The 18586-nt window shown below is 62.4% G+C and carries 13 protein-coding genes; 8 read left to right on the top strand and 5 right to left on the bottom strand.

Annotated elements, in window-relative coordinates; translation table 11 throughout:
- Positions 1-78: 78 nt before the first annotated feature.
- Both AC1DT7_RS13625 and AC1DT7_RS13620 read right to left on the bottom strand, forming a co-directional pair.
- The gene (locus AC1DT7_RS13625) at positions 79-2052 is read right to left on the bottom strand and encodes a right-handed parallel beta-helix repeat-containing protein (RefSeq protein ID WP_478036554.1); all 1974 of its coding nucleotides are present in this window, start codon (positions 2050-2052) and stop codon (positions 79-81) included.
- Positions 2053-2211: 159 nt separating this feature from the next.
- On the bottom strand, positions 2212-3000 hold the full coding sequence (locus AC1DT7_RS13620) for a glycosyltransferase (protein ID WP_478036552.1): 789 nt from the start codon (positions 2998-3000) through the stop codon (positions 2212-2214).
- 177 nt (positions 3001-3177) lie between these two features.
- On the opposite strand from AC1DT7_RS13620, the gene AC1DT7_RS13615 reads away from it, so the two are divergent.
- The 7 genes from AC1DT7_RS13615 to AC1DT7_RS13585 all read left to right on the top strand — a co-directional run bounded on the left by AC1DT7_RS13615 (position 3178) and on the right by AC1DT7_RS13585 (position 12197).
- Entirely contained in the window at positions 3178-4485 is a 1308-nt protein-coding gene (locus AC1DT7_RS13615) for a hypothetical protein (protein ID WP_478036551.1), read from the top strand.
- A gap of 196 nt (positions 4486-4681) precedes the next feature.
- On the top strand, positions 4682-5971 hold the full coding sequence (locus AC1DT7_RS13610; protein ID WP_478036550.1) for a lipopolysaccharide biosynthesis protein: 1290 nt from the start codon (positions 4682-4684) through the stop codon (positions 5969-5971).
- Positions 5968-6600 (top strand): acyltransferase, encoded by a 633-nt coding sequence (locus tag AC1DT7_RS13605; protein ID WP_478036549.1) that lies wholly within the window; start codon positions 5968-5970, stop codon positions 6598-6600. The genes AC1DT7_RS13610 and AC1DT7_RS13605 overlap by 4 nt, the downstream gene beginning before the upstream one ends.
- A gap of 93 nt (positions 6601-6693) precedes the next feature.
- Positions 6694-7872, top strand: coding sequence for a glycosyltransferase family 4 protein (locus AC1DT7_RS13600; protein WP_478036547.1), 1179 nt, complete (start codon positions 6694-6696; stop codon positions 7870-7872).
- Positions 7873-7907: 35 nt separating this feature from the next.
- Entirely contained in the window at positions 7908-9026 is a 1119-nt protein-coding gene (locus tag AC1DT7_RS13595) for an acyltransferase family protein (RefSeq protein ID WP_478036546.1), read from the top strand.
- Positions 9027-9138: 112 nt separating this feature from the next.
- Positions 9139-11442 carry an N-acetylneuraminate synthase family protein gene (locus AC1DT7_RS13590; RefSeq protein ID WP_478036545.1) on the top strand — a complete coding sequence of 768 codons (2304 nt, stop codon included), beginning with the start codon at positions 9139-9141 and terminating at the stop codon, positions 11440-11442.
- A 2-nt stretch (positions 11443-11444) separates the two neighbouring features.
- On the top strand, positions 11445-12197 hold the full coding sequence (locus tag AC1DT7_RS13585; RefSeq protein WP_478036544.1) for an acylneuraminate cytidylyltransferase family protein: 753 nt from the start codon (positions 11445-11447) through the stop codon (positions 12195-12197).
- Positions 12198-12223: 26 nt separating this feature from the next.
- Here the strand turns inward: AC1DT7_RS13585 and AC1DT7_RS13580 are convergent, their stop codons facing one another.
- Complete coding sequence (locus tag AC1DT7_RS13580; RefSeq protein ID WP_478036569.1) at positions 12224-13678, bottom strand: exo-alpha-sialidase; 1455 nt, start codon at positions 13676-13678, stop codon at positions 12224-12226.
- A 324-nt stretch (positions 13679-14002) separates the two neighbouring features.
- Here AC1DT7_RS13580 and AC1DT7_RS13575 point away from each other — a divergent pair, with 324 nt between their 5' ends.
- Complete coding sequence (locus AC1DT7_RS13575; protein WP_478036543.1) at positions 14003-15052, top strand: polysialyltransferase family glycosyltransferase; 1050 nt, start codon at positions 14003-14005, stop codon at positions 15050-15052.
- A gap of 43 nt (positions 15053-15095) precedes the next feature.
- Here AC1DT7_RS13575 and AC1DT7_RS13570 read toward each other — a convergent pair whose 3' ends face one another.
- Positions 15096-16307, bottom strand: coding sequence for a tetratricopeptide repeat protein (locus tag AC1DT7_RS13570; RefSeq protein WP_478036542.1), 1212 nt, complete (start codon positions 16305-16307; stop codon positions 15096-15098).
- Between the two features lie 6 nt (positions 16308-16313).
- On the bottom strand, positions 16314-18572 hold the full coding sequence (locus AC1DT7_RS13565) for a GumC family protein (protein WP_478036540.1): 2259 nt from the start codon (positions 18570-18572) through the stop codon (positions 16314-16316).
- Positions 18573-18586: the final 14 nt, after the last annotated feature.

The following is an 18586-nucleotide window of genomic DNA, read 5'->3' as shown; positions in this document are numbered from 1 at the left end:
CGCGCGCAAGAGGGTGCGCTTAGCCGCCAAGGACGCCCGCCAGGGCGACCGCGCGAATGGGGCCGGGAGAATCGTCTATCAGCGCGCGTTCGCCCCGACTCCCGCCGAACGGGCTAGGATCCTCAACTGGTCTATACGCGCGGTGTCCGGGATTACCGTCTTGCCGATCGCCTTTTCGAGCGGCGTCGGCGATTTCCGGTTGTTCGATTGGGTGATCTTGGTCCTGCCGCCGCACGAGATGAAACCGGACACCCCTCCGCCGATGACGATGTTGTCGGTCACAGTGATGGAGGATGGCTTGTCGAGCACGCCGCATTCGATGGCGTTTCCGCCACGTATGAAAAGATTGTTCCGCACGACATTGTCCGCGCCATAGTGCTGGAAGAAGGACGCATCCTGGGTCAGCGCGACGACATTGTCGTGAATCGACAGCCCCGTGGAGCCTTCGTCGGCATAGATTCCCCACCCCCCATACTCACGGCGGGATATGTTGAAAATCAGGTTGTCGCTGATCTCCGTGCCGTTAAGCGGCCCCAGCGTATAGATGCCGGCCAGGTCGGAGAGTTGCCCGCCGACATTGTACACGATGTTGTCGCGGATCAGGTTGCGATACGCCTCGGCCGCACGATACCCCCAGGTCCACCCCATGCTGATGCCGGTATAATAGAGGTCGTGAACGACGTTGCCGACGAGCTGGACATGCTGCGCCTGCCCCGCCCAGATGCCGACCGCGCCGTGATGATAGCGCCCTACAAAGGCGATCCGGCAGTGCGAGACCGAGATGTCGGACACCGTCGCCTTCCGCGTCGGCGCCGGCCCACCCTGGTTCGCGGTCCAGTTCTCGCCGATATAGATTCCGCCGCCGCCGGCATCCTCGATACGGCAGCCGCCGATGTCGATATTGCGGGCGTTGGTCGCGGTCCTGATGCCGGCCCCGCCGATATGGGTGAGACCGACATCGGTGATCGCCACGCGCTCGGCGTTCCGGATTTCGAGCGCGGCGGAGGTGCCGGTCTCGGCCTGAACGCCGGCTCGCGCATAAGGCTGGGTCGAGCCGGCATAGCGTAGCTGGATGCCCTTCAGTTGGAAGTCGGAGAGCATTCCCCCGTTGCCGCMGTCCAGTCGGATCAGCGTCGGCAGGCGCGGGATGTGCATCACGCTGCTCTTCATCTGCTCGCCGGCCTGCGGCCGGTAGAGGATGGTGCCACCGTCTCTCGACAGGCTCCACTGGCCGGCCGCAAGATAGGCCGGACCGGCATTGTCGATATAATAGGTCGTGCCGCGGGTTATGTCGGTCTTGCCGCCGCGCAGCGGTATGAGGCTCTTCAGATAGATTCTCTGGTCCTGCGGACTCACCCGATCGATCGGGACGCGCATCGAGCTCCACTTGAAGAAGCCGACGAACTCGGCCGATGGCCCGAGCGGCGTCCGCAGCAGAGGCGAACCGGCCTCGAAGGGCACATAACGGTCGTTCGTATCGGCGCCGCCGGCGGCCGGTACCGAGAAAAGAGCCGCTCCCGGAATGCGCGGGCGGTTCGCCCGACGGTCGTTCACAAAGGCCTGTCCGATATCGTCGGGCAGGTCGCCGGGCAGGGGGGCCTGCCAAAGACCATTGCCGCTCGGCTTCCAGCGACCGATATCGGAGCCGCCGCTCAGGACCACCGTCTCGCCCGGATAGGCGGCGTACACCATCGGTGCACCGGGAAGGCCCGAATCCTGCTGGCCAAAGAGCAGGGGCTGTTCGAGCCTGTAGACTCCGCCCCGGAGGAGGACCCTGTACGGGGCGCCGCTGCGGCGCTGGCTCGCCTTCACCGCCCTGATGAGGGCCTGCGCCTTGCCGATTGTCCGCACCGGCCCGTCAGAGCCGGAGGCATTGGGGCTGGCCAGCCGGCCCGACCAGTCGTCATTGCCTGACGGGGAGACGAAAATGTCGGCGCCGGCATCCGCCGCTGCCGCAGTACGGGCCGGGGCGGAGAGAAGGGTCGCCGCCGCTATCGAGCCCGATATCGCCAGAAAGGCCTTGGATGCTTTCGTGAAGACAGCCCTTGGCATCGCCCATTTCCCCTTCGAGGTGAGAAGAAGCACCGCCGACACCGCGCGATACCAAGCCGCGAGGCGAGGGGAGCAAGGCCGAGAGGTCAAAAAAACGTCGAGATGCCTGTCGCCTCGGCCAGTCCGACAGTCGGGATGTGGCGCCGCGCACCGGCCGCTTCAGCGGACCATGCCCAGGCGGCGGCGGACGATCCGGGCCGCGATCCACGAATAGCGGATCACCTCGAAGGATGCGGTGCGGAACGGCTCTGGCAGGCGAATTGGGCTGTACCGGCGCTGCACCGTAAGGCGCTCGAATCGGCGGCGCTCGATGAACATGTTGCTGATATTCGAATCATGCCACGCAAATGTCGCCATGGCCTTCGGGATGCACTGGAATTTGTACCCCAGCCGGGACAGCCGGACAAAATATTCGAAATCCATATTGACCCTGAATTCCGGGTCGAGAAGCTGCCCGTCCTCGATGACCCTGCGGCGAATGAACGTCGCGCAGCTAGGCAGGTAGCATCCATAATATAGTAGCATGGACTTGTTGTACGGGAAGCTCATCCGCTTCTTGACGATGTTGCCGTCCGCATCGACGAAGTCGCAATCTCCGAAGCAGATATCGATCTCGGGATTGGCCTTGAAGAAGGCGGCGACCGTCTTCAGCGTGTCTTCATAGTAAGTTTCGTCGGTGTTTAGCCAGCAGACCACATCGCCTGACGCCATCGTGAAACCGGCGTTGATCGCGCTTGTCTGCCCAGCGTCCTTTTCGACGATGATCTTCCGCTCGACGCCGTCATTTCGCTTACGGAACTCGGCGAGAACATCGGCGGTCTCATCTTGGGAAACATTGTCAAGGATGATGTGCTCAACTTCGACGCCAAGCGAAGACTTTACACTTTCAAGACAATTGCGAATGAAGCGGCCTTGGTTAAAGGAAGGCGTGACGACGCTTATTTTCACAAACTTCCCCGCTTCTTGCTCACTCGCCGCTAGATAAGCGGCGCGGCGATGTCAACCTTGCAAGAGGCGCGTGCGACGAGAAGCTCCTATCCCGTGCCGAGTGAGTATCCTGCCCTTGCAAACCGCGTTGCCGCACGCCAACGCTCGCGCCGAGCGATGCTATCTCGAGGCGGATTCATGAACGCGCAAGCGGAAGTCTGGGCTGAGGACGGGAAAGGGCGCTCGCCATCGGGAGCGAAAAAGCGGGGCGGCATACCGCCCGTGGCGTTCATCGTCGTACTCACGGTGTTGATCGTGCTGGATATGCTGTCGCAGCCCGGCGTAACGCGCCCCGCGGCATTCCTAGTCGTCAACTACGCGACCAAGACCGCCATCGCGCTCGCCGTCATAGGCGTGGGTTTGCGCAACCTGCTGAGGATGAAGCTCCCCAGTGTGTGGCGAGGCGCCATCCTCACCTTCGTCGCCGTGGTGGTCTTCTGGCTGGGCGTGTGGTTTGCAAAGGGGCATCTGAGCGACGCGGTCACGATGTTGCTGAGTCCGCAATTCTCGGCGCCTTCCTGGATGTTCGTCCTGCTTGTCCCGGTCGTGATCGTGGCGAATGCCGATGGTCAGGTCACGGCTGCGTTTCGGAGCATCCCTCCTATAGTGCCCATCGGCCTGCTGGTCGCCCTGTCCGTCGTCAATCATTTCGCGGACTTGCATCTTAATCTGACGACCCTGGGCACCGCCTGTGCGTTCATGCTGTGCAGTCAGCAGGAAGCCAGCTGGTTCGGTGCACGCCTCTGGCGTGCCGGCTTTTGCCTGCTGATCGCCGTCTGCATGTATGTCTTGGGCACCCGTACCTATTTTGCGGCTTTCGTGCTGCTCGGATTCAGCTTCGTCTACACGCGTAAAATGAGCCGGGGATACAGCATCCTGCTCGCCATCGCCTTCCTGACGACACCGATCATCTTCTCCTATATCACAGCGCAATATGGCGATTATCTCGCTTGGCTGGACCGGGATTTTTTTCAGGATACGCGTTCGTTCCTGTTCACCGAGTTGATCGAAGACATGTCGCAGACCGAAATCTTCACGGGTCGCGGCCTCGATGGTACCTATTACAGCCCCTATTTCCACATGCTGCAGGAAACGGGCAACGTATTCGGTTCCGACCGTTTCATCCGGTATTCCTCCGAAATCTCCTGGCTCAACATTCTCCTGAAATTCGGCCTGATCGGGTTGATCCCGTACCTGTTCACGATCCTCTATCCCGTCTTCATGCGAGGCGTGGTGCGCGCCGGGGACGTCTCGCCGGAGGGCATGCGCCGCTTCCTGCCGCACATGCTGCTGATCTTCATCGCCGAGATGCCCAATACGATGAACGGGACCTATTTCTGTTTCTATCTGGCGCTGGGAACTTTGCTCGCCCTTCATCCTCGCCTCAGGCGGCGAAGCGAGGGAGCGCCGCAGGTGCAGCATATTTCGCACGTGCGGCGAAACTGATAGAGCTGGCCGCGGGCCGCCCAGTCGGCTAGGCTTTCCGGGTGCAGTGGAGCTAGGCAATGGATTCGACTGGGCGCGATTCGTGATATCTCGCGTGCGCATGGCAAATCCTTTCGCGGTTGCGAGATTCGTTTTCGAGGAAACGTCGGACCTTTCGACGCCCGAGGGACGGGCTGACGAACGTAAGAGGCGGGCGATGCTTTCCGCCGGAGCGTCTGTCGTCGCGAAGGTCGTATCTGTATCGACCGCGCTCATCACCGTGCCGCTCACCTTCCATTATCTGGGCGTCGAGCGCTACGGGATGTGGATGATCATGAGTTCCATGGTCGCGATGCTGGCGTTCGCCGATTTCGGGATCGGCAACGGGCTACTTAACATCATCGCGGCCGCCCATGGTCGCGACGACAATGCCGCGATCCGCGCGGCCGTCTCAAGCGGCCTGGTGGCGCTGTGCAGCGTGGGCCTGTTCATCCTGACCGCGTTCGCGATCTCCTACAGCTTCGTGCCATGGTTCCGTTTCTTCAATGTCCATTCCGCGCTGGCCCAGCGGGAAGCAGGCCCGGCGATCGCGGTATTCGTCACCTGCTTCGCGCTCTCGATTCCGTCCAACATCGTCCTGCGGACGCAAATGGGGCTTCAGCGAGGGTTCGTGGCGAGCTTGTGGCAATGCCTCGGGAGCGTGGTGGCGCTCTGCGCAGTCCTCCTGGCGATCCTCCTCAATGCCGGGCTGCCATGGCTCGTCTTGGCCTTCATGGGCGGCCCGCTAGTGGCGCTGACGGTGAACAGCCTGATCTTCTTCGGCAGTATGCGCCCCGATCTGRCTCCGGGATGGTCGTTCGTAAGGCGGTCAACCGCCGCAGAAGTGGCGCGAACGGGAGCGCTGTTCTTCCTGCTCCAGATCGCGGCGTCGATCTCCTACAACGCGCACAACCTGATCATCGCCCAGATCCTGGGTGTCTCGGCGGTGGCCCAATATGCGGTGCCGGACCGGTTGTTCAGCTTCATCACCATGGCGGTGACCATGGCGCTCACGCCGCTCTGGCCGGCCTATCGCGAATCGCTGATGCGCGGCGACATAGAATGGATGCGGCGTACCCTGTACCGCTCCATCCGCGTCGCGGTCGGCTCTGCGGCCGTGCTGTCGACCATCCTGGTGGTCGCGGCCCCCTGGCTCATCCAATTGTGGGTCGGCGGTGCGGTAAAGCCGCCCTTTTTCCTGATCCTCGGGCTTGGCTTGTGGAAGGTGGTCGAGGCAGTCGGCCTTTGCCTGGCGATGTTCCTGAACGGAGCGCATGTCGTGAAGCCGCAGCTTATTTTCACCACCCTGACCGCGGCGACCTCCATCGCGCTCGAAATATATCTGGTCCGTACGATCGGCGTATCCGGATCGGTCTGGGCCACGCTCACGGCGTTCGTCGCCTTTGCCCTGATCCCCTACGCGATCCTCACGCCCAGGATCATGGACAATGTGGCGCGTTCGAGATGAAAGGCGGCAAGATGTACCTTGTTCTACGCGCGTTGTGGCGCACCGCCAGGCCTCTGGCGATGGCTCCACGCAAGGCCTGGCGTCTTGCCGTCCGGAAGCGGAAGGGGTTGCGGTGCAGGGTGGCGCCGGGAGCGGTGATCTATCCCGAAGCCCGGTTATTCAATCATCGCGACAGGGATTCGATACGGATAGGTGCAAACAGCCACGTCCTCTGCCGTTTCGAAACCTTGGGGCATGGTGGCTCGATTTCAGTCGGACGCGACTGCTTTATCGGTGAGCATTCATATATCTGGTCTGCATCGTCGATCAAAATCGGAGATCGCGTCCTGATCTCTCACGGCGTCAACATCCACGACAATATCTCGCATTCCCTCTCGGCTGCCGATCGCCATGCCCACTTCCTGGCCATCTTCAGCGAAGGTCATCCGAAGCATCTCGAAAATGTTACGACGCTTCCGATCATCATCGAGGATGACGCATGGATCGGGTTCGGGGCCACCATATTGAAGGGAGTGACGATTGGTCGTGGCGCCGTCGTCGGAGCCCAATCGGTCGTGACCAAGGACGTCGCACCCTTCACCATTGTGGTGGGTAATCCAGCCCGGGTTGTCGGGCACTCCCATGCTTAGGAAGCAGAAAGTGACGAAGAGCGATCTGCCGCAATCCGGTATGCCGGGTATGGTGCCGGTATTCCGTCTTGCTGCGAACCGCGCGGGCTTTCGATGATACGCGTCGGCTTCGTGCTCTCCAGCAACAGCGGCTGGACTGGTGGCCTCAACTATATCCGCAATCTGCTGGCGACGGTGCTCGCCTTGCCGGATCGTATGATCGAGCCTGTGCTCATCATCAGCGATAAGGACGGCCAGGATAGTCTTGCCGGTTTCGAAGGGATGGAGGTGCTGCATACCCCGCTGGTGGGGAGTGCTAAGCCAGTTCGGGCCGCGCGGCGGCTAATCGAGCGGGTGACCGGGCGCGACCTGCTGATGGAGAATTTCCTCCGTCGCCACCGGATCCGGGTATTGTCGCACTCAGGCCATCTGGGGCCGCGGTCCGGCCTGCCGGCCGTCGCTTGGCTGCCCGATTTCCAGCATGTCCGCATGCCGGAATTCTTCGGCGCAAAGGAGATCGCGACCCGGGATGGAGGTTTCCGGCGGACTGCCGCGGCAGCACGAACGATCATCGTCAGCAGCGCGGATGCCCGGGCCGATCTCGGACGATTCGCGCCCTATGCCCTGTCGCGGACTCGTATCCTGCACTTCGTCGCCGGCATGATGGAGGGCGGAGACGCACGGGGGCGCGACTATCTTCGGGACAGCTACGGTATCGATGGCCCCTATTTCTACCTTCCCAACCAGTTCTGGCAGCACAAGAATCATCGGCTGGTGGTCGATGCCCTTGCTAGGCTCGCCGCGGATTCGCGCGCGCCGCTGGTGGTGAGTACCGGCAATACGAGGGACGGCCGGGCCCCCCGGCACTTCGAGGACCTGATGCACCATGCGGCGGCAACCGGCGCGAGGCCGTCATTCAAAGTATTAGGCCTCGTGCCCTATGCGGATCTGGCAGTGCTGATGCGGCACGCGGTGGCAGTTATCAATCCTTCGCGTTTCGAAGGCTGGAGCACCACCGTCGAGGAGGCGAAGTCCCTCGGCAAGGCGATCATCCTGTCCGACATCCCAGTCCATCGCGAGCAGGCGCCAGCGCGCGCGCGCTTCGTGTCGCCGGATGATGCGGATGAGATGGCGGCGGCCATGACCGCCATGCTCGCCGACTGGTCCGAAGAGGATGATGCAGCCGCGATGGCGGCCGCCGCCGCTGCTCTGCCGGAGCGCAAAGCTGCGTTCGGGCGGGTCTATCAGGCGATCATCCTAGAGGCGGCCGGCGGCGACGAGCCCGGGCGATAACCCCGTCACGGCTCGTTTTGCGGAAGGAAAAGGGTGTGACCTCATCTCCTTGGGCCCAGGCTCACGACGGCACCATTGTCGGCCTTCAATATGCGCGCGGCATCGCGGCGTTGCTGGTGGTGATGGACCATTGCGCCTCGCTGATGGCGGCGTCGCCGAAGATCGGGCGGTCGCCCGCCGCCTTCCTTGAATATGGCTATATCGGAGTCCCGATCTTCTTCATCATCAGCGGCTTCGTGATCACCATGGTCGCGCTCGACCGGAATCTGACTGCCCGCGTCTCGCTCGCGCATTTCGCCGAGAAGCGCTTCGTCCGGATCGTCCCCTTCATGTGGGTCTGCATCATCGGATATAACGCGCTCAGCCTCGCCGGGACGGGCGTTGTCGAATGGGGGCCTTTCCTTCGCGCGCTGAGCCTGTGGCCGAGCGGCGAGGTCAAGCCGAACGTCATCTGGACGCTGCGGCATGAAGCACTGTTCTATATCGTCTTCGGGTTGACGATGCTGCTTCCGAAACGTGTTTCGGCGGTGCTCGCCCTGTGGGTGGCGGCTCCGCTCATCATCGGTATCTTCTTCCCGCATTTCCGAGACGTGCTAACCAGCCGGTCGCCGACAGATCCGACGCCGTGGTCGCTGCTTTTCTCCGACGCAAATCTGCTGTTTGGACTGGGCATGGCGATCGGCCTCTGGCGGTTGCGGCATCCCGGCTTCCTCATGGCCGAGTTGCCTGGCGGCGCGATGGCGGCGTTCGCTGCCGCGGCGGCGATGCTGCTCGCCGTCGCCGCGCTGGGATGGCGCAGCGGAACGATCGCGCAGATCGGCGTAAGCCTCCTATCGCTAGTCCTTGTGACGTTCTGCATCGCGATCAGGCCAAGCCCCAATGCGCGGATGACGGGCCTCGCCCTCCTGCTCGGCGACGCCTCCTATTCAATCTATCTCGTCCACAATGCGGTGCTGCTGGTCCTACTTGCCGCTGTGAGCGGCATGACCTCGCGAATCGGCCTGTGGGCCGTCTATTCCATCTGCGTAGTCAGCGCGGTGATCGGGGGCGTCGCCGTCCACCTCCTTGTCGAGCGGCGGTTGATTCGGCTCGTCGGCAAATGGATGCCGCGACGCGGACGCCCGTCGATGGCGCACCCCGACCAGACGGGCTGAGCGCAACGCGCGCCAGATCGGTCACCGCTTGCGCGGTGACCCGTCAACTCCTCTGGCGCGCTGCACTGCGGCATGATATCGCCGTAATCACCACGACAGTGCCGGAGTTCCCATGCTGATCGACCGTAATATCGCGCGCTTCCTCGTTTTTGCGGAAGACTCGGTTCTTACTGCACTGAACAAAATCAGCACCAACAAATCCGGCTTTGTCATCGCCGTAAACAGCCACGGCCAGGTCGGCGGCATGTTGACCGATGGCGATATTCGCCGCTGGCTGACCAATAGCGTCACTGTCGACCTGTCCGTTTCCGTAAGCGACGTGGCCAACAGCCATTGTGCGACGGTTTCGATCGACGCGCCGGCCGCCGACGTCGCCGCGATGTTCTCGGATCGCGTGCGCGCGGTGCCGATGGTCGACAGCTATAACCGGCTTGTGGCGATCGCGCTTCCGCGCAGCAGCGAACTGGTCATCAACGGGAAGACGATTGGCAAGGGTCATCCCGCCTATATCATCGCGGAAATCGGCAACAATCATAACGGCGATGTGGAGCTGGCCAAGCAGCTCGTCGATCACGCGCTGGCGGCGGGCGCCGATTGCGCCAAGTTCCAGCTTCGCGATCTGGCGTCGCTATATGGCGGTGGCAGCAGCTCGGACGCCGGTCAGGATCTCGGATCCCAATATACGCTCGACCTTCTCGCGCGCTTCAATCTCGCGCCCGACGATCTTTTCCGCGTGTTAGACTATGCGCACAAGCGGGGGATCGAGCCGCTCTGCACGCCATGGGATCATGCCAGCCTGGAGGCGCTCGAGCGCTACGGCCTCGCAGCATATAAGGTCGCATCGGCCGATCTTACCAATCACGACTTCCTGGCCGAGCTGGCTGCGACCGGAAAGCCGTTGATATGCTCGACCGGCATGTCGAGCGAAAACGAGATCAGGGAAACGGCCGCGCTGCTCGCGTCGCGCGGCGCGCCCTTCTGCATGCTGCATTGCAACTCGACCTATCCGACGCCGTTCAAGGACGTGAACCTGAAATATATGGACCGGCTAGCGGAAGTCGCGGGCTGCCCGGTCGGATATTCGGGCCATGAGCGCGGTTGGTCGGTTCCGGTCGCAGCGGTGTCGCGCGGCGCCGTCGTGATCGAGAAGCATCTGACGGTCGACCAGGGCATGGAGGGCAATGACCACAAAGTTTCCCTGTTGCCAGACGAGTTCATGGCCATGGTCGCGGGCATCCGCGCGGTCGAGCAGTCGATGGGCAGCGGGGGCCAGCGCGTGGTGACCCAGGGCGAGATGATGAACCGAGAGGTCCTCGCGAAGAGTCTCGTCGCAAGCCGCGATATCGCGTCCGGAACGGTCATCACGCCCGACATGGTCGCCGTGCAGAGCCCCGGGCAAGGCCTTCAGCCAAATCAGCGCGCCGCCTTGCTCGGCAGGACGGCGACGCGCGACATCGCCGCCCGCACCCCGTTCTTCCCCTCCGATCTCACGACGGCCACCATACAGGCCCGATCGTTCCGTTTCCCCCGGCCATGGGGCTTGCCGGTTCGCTGGCACGACTATCGCGCGATGCTGGCCAAGACCAATTTGACGCTGCTTGAATATCACCTGTCCTACAAGGATCTGGAGGTCTCGCTCGAAGACTGGTTCGACGAGGTGCTCGACGTTGATTATGTGGTGCACGCGCCGGAACTGTTCAGTGGCGACCATGTGCTTGACCTCGCATCCCCCGACGAAGCCTATCGACGGCGTTCGATCGTCGAACTGCAGCGGGTCATCGATATCACCCGTGCCCTGCGGCCCTGGCATGGCCGGGCCACCAAGCCTCTCATCATCGTGAACATGGGCGGCTTCACGCAGGCCCGCGCGCTTCCGGTATTCGAACGATCGGCCCTTTATGCGCGGACGGAGGACAGCATCGGGGCGCTCGACCGCGAGGGCGTCGAGATCATACCGCAGACCATGCCGCCCTTTCCCTGGCATTTCGGCGGCCAGAGCTATCACAACCTGTTCATCGATCCGGACGAGATCGTGGCGTTCTGCACCCGCAATCAGATGCGGATCTGCTTCGACGTTTCCCATTCGCAGCTCGCCTGCAATGAGTTCGGCTGGTCGATGAAGGAGTTCTGCGAGAAGGTCGGTCCGTTCAGCGCCCATCTCCATATCGTCGATGCAAAGGATGTCGATGGCGAGGGGCTCCAGATCGGCGAGGGCACCATCGATTTCGCGATGCTGGCCGAGGAACTCGACCGGACCTGCCCGGACGCAAGCTTCATCCCGGAGATTTGGCAGGGCCACAAGGATGGAGGCGCCGGCTTCTGGTTCGCGCTCGACAAGCTCGAGAAGTGGATGGGCAGCCGCAGCACGGGCCGGCCGGCGGTGGTGAGCCCGATCCGTCTTGCCGCGAAGAGCTAGGCTTGGGCAATCGCATGACCAGCTATGCGATCGTGCTCGCACGAGGGGGATCGAAGGGCCTTGCCAGCAAAAATGTCCGGCTGCTTGCGGGGCATCCGCTGATCGCGTGGTCGATCGCGGCGGCACGTGCCAGTCGCGCAGTCGATCGGGTCATTTGCTCGACTGATTCGGAAGAGATCGCCAACATCGCCAGGATCTATGGCGCGCAGACTCCATTCATGAGGCCGGCCGAGCTGGCCGCCGACTTCTCGACCGACCTGGACGTCTTCTGCCATGCCGTTTCATGGCTCGCCGAACATGGCGAACAGCCGGATTTGCTCGTGCAGATGCGGCCGACGACGCCGTTCCGGGATCCGGCCTGGATCGATCAGGCCATCGGGCTGATGAAGGACGATCCGGCCATCACCTGCGTGCGGTCGGTCGCGGTTGCCGAGCACACGCCCTACAAGATGTGGCGCCTTGCGCCCGGCGGCGCAACGCTCGAACCGGTTATCGACCTGCCCGAAATTCCCGAGGCGTATAATATGCCCCGGCAGAAGCTGCCGGTGACGTATCGCCACACGGGCCAGCTCGATGTCATCCGCCGCGAGACGATCTTGGCCGGATCAATGACCGGGCCGGTGATCGCGCCGCTGATCGTCGATACGGCAAGCGCGGTGGATATCGATGGTCTGCGCGACTTCCAGATGGCGGAACTGATCTTCGGGGAGGCGATGCCTGAATCGGTGGTCCGGGAAATCGCCCAAGCCCTTTGAACAGCGAGAGAACCCCGAGGCCCTTGTCATGAAGGTCCGCGCAGAAGCCATGCCAGGTTGATGCGGACTAGGCTGATCACCTGATTGTCGCGCACGCCGACGCCGTTGGAGGCCACGCGTTGCTCGAGCAGGAAACCGAATTTGCCGTCATCGAGCTCGACCAGGTCGCTATAGGCCGTGTAGTGATCCAGGATCGTCGGCGCGATCGTCTTGCCTTCCCAGCTTTTCGTCACGGTCTCCGTGAACTGGGGATATAGCCGCCTGCTGATCTCGAACTGGCTATGCTCGCTGAGCGACAATTTCACTTCCAGGTCGCGACGCTCGGACGGGTTGGCCGGGTTGGTGAACGCGATCATGCTTGGCCCACCCGTGCGACCAAGGCGCAGGATCGATCCGAAGCAGCCCGGATCGACGAGCCCGGTGTCGAACGATGCGGTGTCCCAGGTGGCGCCGTAATCGCTCGATGTCGCGACCACGCGCCCACCGGCGTGGCGCGCGTTGACGATTAATTTTCCGGTGTCGGACCAGGTGAGGCTTGCTTCGCTGCAGGAAAGCGGGAGCATTCCGCTGACTCCCCAAGTGGCTGTCGCCCGATCGTAGCGCAAGATGATCGCTCGGTAGGAAGAATCGGTGCGCCTGACCCAGCCGGGGGCCAGAAGCGTGCCGTCAGGCATGCAGATGCCATGGCCGCCGCCACTCACGAACAGGCGCCAATCAGCGCGCCTGCCTTCTACCTGCGCGCCGCGGCTGTAATCGACCGGAAGGGTGAGCGGGGTCCCCCCGATTCGGTCCAGCCACTGCGTGCCGTCCCCGTCGGGGCTGACAATGGCACTCATGACATCGGCACTCGCACTGTCCACACTGGGCAGCGTTGCGGTGTTCTCGCTGATGTCTCCACGCCGGTGGCCGAACAGCAGGTGGAGATGTCCTTCGACCGGATCGTAGACCGGGCAGGGGTTATGGTTCGTGTTCCGCCGTGAAATGCCATCAGCCCAAGGCCCCTTATCCTGGACGAGGATGGTTTCCGCGGAAACCGTCCCCCCGGCGAAGGGCAGGGTGCGCCACGCGATCGAAACCTCGTCATGATCGTCCTGGGTGACGTAGCGGGCTTCGGCAAAAGCATGCAATTTCGTGCGGCCCCGGGTGATTCCGGGAATCCGGTAGAAAGGCGAGGTCCCGGATTTCGTGCTTGGTTCGTTAAAGCTGACAAAGACCGGAATCTGATCCTGGAACGCCGGAACCGAGCTTTGCTGGAGAAACAATTCGCCCGCCGATATTCTCGTATAGGGCGGCGGGACCGGTGAGGAACTGGGCGATGGGGCCGGAGATGGTGCAGGAGTCGGGGTCGGACCGTTCGAGGACCCGGACGAACCACCGCCACAGCCGCCCAGAATCGCGAGCAAGCTGGCGGATGACAGCTGTTGGAGAAACACGCGTCGACACGGCTCGGCATCGCGCCGAGCTTCCAATTTCGTCTGCACCAAGGGCCCCCACCATTGAACGCTGAAGCGTACGCCACGCGTGGTGCTGCTCTACCCTCAAACCCGACCAAGCGGTAGAGCCGAAACGGCTATAAGTAGTCTTCATAGGCATTTTCAACATCTTTTCGCTCCCTGTCGGAGGCGAGCCAGCACCGGGCATTCGTTGCCAACACCCGGCGATATGTCTAGGTCGTGTCGCGGGTGAGGACGGCTCGGTCAGGCCCGGCATCGATTGCCGGATCGGCACAGGGCGAGGGGAGCAGTGGCGCCGGCAGCGAATCTGCGCCCGATCTCGGATTTGCTTGCACTGGGATCGGAGGTTCGATGGTCGATGGTTTGGTGGACGCCTTCTCGTATGACGGAGCGCTCCTGCCACTGGTGGCATCCGTCTTCACCCCCTATCAGCTTCTTTTCCTCGAGCGGCTCTGGACGCAGATCGAGCCGCGCCCTTTATTAATCCTGGACAGCAGGGGCGATCGCTTTCGCGAGGGCAGGCCGCCGGCGATCGCAGGCGCCCAGGTGATATCGCTATCGCTTACCGGTGCCGCCACCGATCCCAGTCAGGTCGCGCTCATCCAGCAAGGCATCGCTGCCGCGGAGGCGTTCGTGGCGGATCGCCGGTTCGTGTTCACCGCCTCTTCCTATCAATGGCCGCTGAATATCGGCTTATACTCGAAGCAGCGCAGGAACCCCCGATGCCGCTTCCTGCTGGTGGATGACGGCCTCTCCACCTATCTCGAAATCAAGCGCTCCATGCATGAGCTGGGCCGCAATTTTGCCCGCGAGATGCTGCTGAAATGGCGCGGGCTTCCAGCTCGGGCGTCTTATCCCGGTCACCCGCTCGGTCACGACATCCCCGAACTTCACTCGATCATTGTCGGCCTGAGCGATTTGCCGCCCCAGCGTGGGCGAAGGCGGTATTTCTCCCTTACGCCGTCCGACGGGGCCCTGACATATACTTCCGACGCCTGCCTGTTCATCGGCCAGCCCTATTTGCGGGATTATGACGCGCGGAAGCTGCGCCCTTTCATCGAGCGGATCGGTGCCGACTTGTCCGGTCGCGGCTTCAAGCGCATCGGCTTCAAGCCCCATCATTTCCAGTCAGGCCAGGAAATCGACTATTATCTCTCGATGGGGTTCGAGCTGGTCGATCCGCCTATCCCGGTCGAGGAAATGATCGCAGATTCGGGGTTCAGGACGATCGCTTCGATCAACAGCTCGGCGTTGCTCACGACGCGCTCCCTGTTCGGGGAAGGGGTGCGCGCCATCGCGTACGGCCCGTCCGTCTTCAAGCCGGCCCAGGAAAAACGCGATCTGCGCGAGGTCGAGTCGATCTTTCGCCGTGCCGGCGTCGAGATCGTCGACATGAACTGACGCCCGGCGGGCCTATGGGCATCCCTGCCCGGGAGCCGTGCGTTTAAGAGCGCGGCTCGATGGTCACCCCATCGACATAGACCATTCCGCCATCTGCTCCCTGGGGGGGCTCGGCGAGGATGGACACGGATTGGGCCGGGCATCCCTCGACGGGGACATCGAAATCGACCGCATGGCGCGCGGCACCTTCGCCGACGATGGAAGGAGAGCTGATGGCCTTGCCGGACCCGGCGCAGGTCACCCCGAAAAGGGCAGGGGAGGTACGGGCCGTCCCTGCAGGCAATGACCGCCACGAAACGCGATAGCTACCGGGTTTCAGCAATATCAGCTGGCGCGCGACCGCCTCACGCGACGAACCCGTAGTGCGGAATCCCAGGGCTTTCCCCGACATTGGCGTCGGCGGGGCTTCTACCAGCACTTCGATGGCGCCGCTCGCCTCCAGCTTCCATTCGAACGGCGAGGGGGAAGCGCTATACCGGGCCCGCTCGAATTCCCCGTCGATCAAACTGCCCTCGACGTCGCCTTTCGGGCTGCAGACCGAAAACCACAGGTCAGCAGCTTCCCTGTATCGTTTCCCGCTCGCCAGCGATCGCGCCGCACCGGCGATGCCGGGACAATCAGGTACCAGTCCCGTCGATCGCGCCAGCGAGAGAGTGGCGATCCGGGCCCGGATCGCTTCGGGATCAGGCAGGGATGAGATGGCTGCCACATACGATCCGGTCCACGTCGGTATTAGCGCCAAGCGCTTCGCGACCGCCAGCCGGCCAGTGGGGGAGGCTTCCAATTGTTGGAGGATGGGCGTTGCCGCGCCTTGGGCCTTGCCCGTCCGAAGCACCGCGTCGATTCGCTGGGCACCGAGATCCTCATCGCCGCTAGCGATGGCGGCATTGGCCCAGTACAGCTGCGTGATCGGATCACGCCAGCCGAGCGCCGCTGCGACCCTGAAGGTTGCGTTCGCCTCCTCTTCCGCGCCCCGGTGCAATTGGGCGAGTCCCAAGAGCGCGACGCCAGTCTGGCGCATCGGATCGCGCGCGATTGCCTGCTTTGCGAACATCTCGGCACGTCCGGGATTCCCAGCTTGCAGAGCAAGGGTCGCATTCTGGCGCTCGCTCGCTCCCCCAAGGTCAAACGTGCGAAGCGATTCCGGCACGACATACCCACGGTCGCTCAACCGGGTCAGCGCACCGGACCCGCAGAGCAGAGCGCCGAAAACCGCCATGCCCGGGAAGAATATTCGAAGCAATGGTCTCTGCATGAGCGGTCAGCCGCCTATCTTGGTAACTTTTTCGCTATTGTCAGACACTCCATAATAATAATAATCATAGCCGTAATATTGGCCGCTGCCCGATTTGCGTGCATCGAACTTGGTCAGCACGGCACCGATCACGCGACTATGGGCGCTCTGCAGGCGACGAACAGCGCTCTTCGTGGCGCCGCGATGCCCGCGGCTCGATTCCACGACGAATATAGTTGCGTCGACGATCCCCGAGAGGATCGGCGCATCGGCCAGGCCGAGCACCGGAGGACCATCAAGGACGACGACGTCGAACTCCCGCTGAAGCTCGTCCAGCAATTCGCGCATCCGTACGCTGCCGAGCATCTCGGTGGGGCTGGGAGGGATGGGGCCTGAGGAGATGAAGCTCAGATTCTCGATTGGCGTCGAACGGATCGTTTGCTGGACTTCGCTCTGGCGAGACAACAGGCTCGACAAGCCCACCTCGTTCTTGGTGCCGATCACCTGATGAAGCGACGGCCGCCTCAGGTCGGTGTCGATCAGAATCACCCGTTTGTCGAGCTTGGCAAGGTCGGCGGCGATTGCGAAACTCGTGGTGGACTTGCCCTCGCCCGACTGGCTGCTCGTGATGAGCAGCGTGCCGGGAAGCTGTTCCGTGGTCGAATAGAGCAACGAGGTTCGCAGCGCGTGATACGCTTCGGAAATCGCGCTGCGTGGCGATTGCAGCAACTCGAGGACGGATTCCCCGGACTTCACGAGCGGAATCGCACCGAGCGGAACCAAGCCCAGCTTCCGGTCGATATCCTCCGGGACTCTGATCGCGTCGTCCATATGTTCGCGGACAAAGACGAGGGCCGCAGCGAGCGCCGATCCTACGAGAAATGCCAGGATCAGGTTCACGAAGAGCTTGGGCGAAGAAGGCCGTGACGGAGGGTCTGCGCGATCGACGATGGAAATGTTGTTCGTCGCAATACCTGCGGCCGCGCTGACCTCCTTGTAGCGCTGAAGCAGGCCATCATAGAGAGTCCGGTTCGTATCGGCTTCTCGCGCGAGAATATTATACCGGACGCTGCGATCCTGTTCGGCGAGCGTATCGCCCTTCAGTGACTGAACCTGCGCGACGAGCGACTGCTCCTGACGCAGCGCCACGACGTATTGATCGCGGATGGACGCGCGAATGTTCGCCGCCAGCGTGTTGATCTGCTGCGTCAGTTCCCGAATCTGCGCCTGAAGCTGCTGGACGGTCGGGTAGGAATCGCGGTGCCTGGCGAGCTCCTGGCTGAGCCCTGCCTGGGCTTCGGCCTGTCGCTGCAGAAGTGTCTGTATCGCCGGATTGGCAAGCACGTCGGTGATGTTCATGAGAGGCGTGCTTGACGCATTGCGCCATTTTTGTTCCGCGGCCACACGCGCCGACCGGGCGATGTTGGTGGCTTCATTCAGCTGAATGAGGCTGGCGGTAGTGATCGAGCGGGGGCCTACGGACACACCGTTCGTGCCCGTGTCGCTGGTTTTGATCAGTCCCGCCGAACGGGCATAGCTGTTCAGGTCCCGCTCCGAGGTCTCAAGGCGCGTTTTTGCCTCGGCCAACTGCTTGGAGAGGAAGTCCCGCGCATAGGCAGAGCTGTCATATTTCCGCTGCAGGTTGTTCGAGATATATTCGGACGCGAATGTATTCGCCAATAGCGCCGCGAATTTGGGATCCGGGCTTTTGAACGATATCGAAACCACCCTGGAACCCCGGGGCAGTACGACGTAGAGATTCTGTGACAATAACCCGAGCGTGACATCCTTGATTTGCTGGGGATCGACGGGACCGTTGTCGCGCGCCGGCGGTTTCACATGCATTGCGTCGAACAGGCGCTGGGACCCCATGAGATTCAGGGCACTCGCGACCCGAACAGCCATTGCCCGGCTCTGCAACACGTCGGCCTGGGTCTGCAGGAATCGGTCGGCGTCCTGATATGCCACTCCAGGCTGCACGTCCTCCGAGTTCATGACCCGGGCAGTTTCCTGGTCGATCTGCACGCTCGCAGTTGCGACGTAATTTGGCGTCATCAGCAGCGTGATCGTCAGTCCGGCGAGCAGAGCAGTCGTGACAACGGCGGCGATAAGCAGCGCGTTTCGCCGAAGGAGGGAGTAGATTGCCCGGAAATCCAGGTTGAATCCCTCATTCTCGACCTGTTCGTAGCCGAGCATCTGCACACGATCGGTGAAATCCCCAACCTGTTGCCGTTGCGGCACACGCAGCAGCAGGTTCCGATCGGATTCTATAGGATTGATACCCAATGTCAGGCCCTCGT

Source organism: Sphingomonas sp. P3_C6, assembly GCF_056402595.1.
This window is presented reverse-complemented; position numbering and strand designations above follow the sequence as displayed.

Excerpts from the sequence above, each read along its gene's own strand:
- AC1DT7_RS13615 (WP_478036551.1), top strand. The coding sequence starts at position 3,178 with ATGAACGCGCAAGCGGAAGTCTGGGCTGAGGACGGGAAAGGGCGCTCG.
- AC1DT7_RS13605 (WP_478036549.1), top strand. The coding sequence starts at position 5,968 with ATGAAAGGCGGCAAGATGTACCTTGTTCTACGCGCGTTGTGGCGCACC.
- AC1DT7_RS13600 (WP_478036547.1), top strand. The coding sequence starts at position 6,694 with ATGATACGCGTCGGCTTCGTGCTCTCCAGCAACAGCGGCTGGACTGGT.
- AC1DT7_RS13590 (WP_478036545.1), top strand. The coding sequence starts at position 9,139 with ATGCTGATCGACCGTAATATCGCGCGCTTCCTCGTTTTTGCGGAAGAC.
- AC1DT7_RS13575 (WP_478036543.1), top strand. The coding sequence starts at position 14,003 with ATGGTCGATGGTTTGGTGGACGCCTTCTCGTATGACGGAGCGCTCCTG.
- AC1DT7_RS13570 (WP_478036542.1), bottom strand. The coding sequence starts at position 16,307 with ATGCAGAGACCATTGCTTCGAATATTCTTCCCGGGCATGGCGGTTTTC.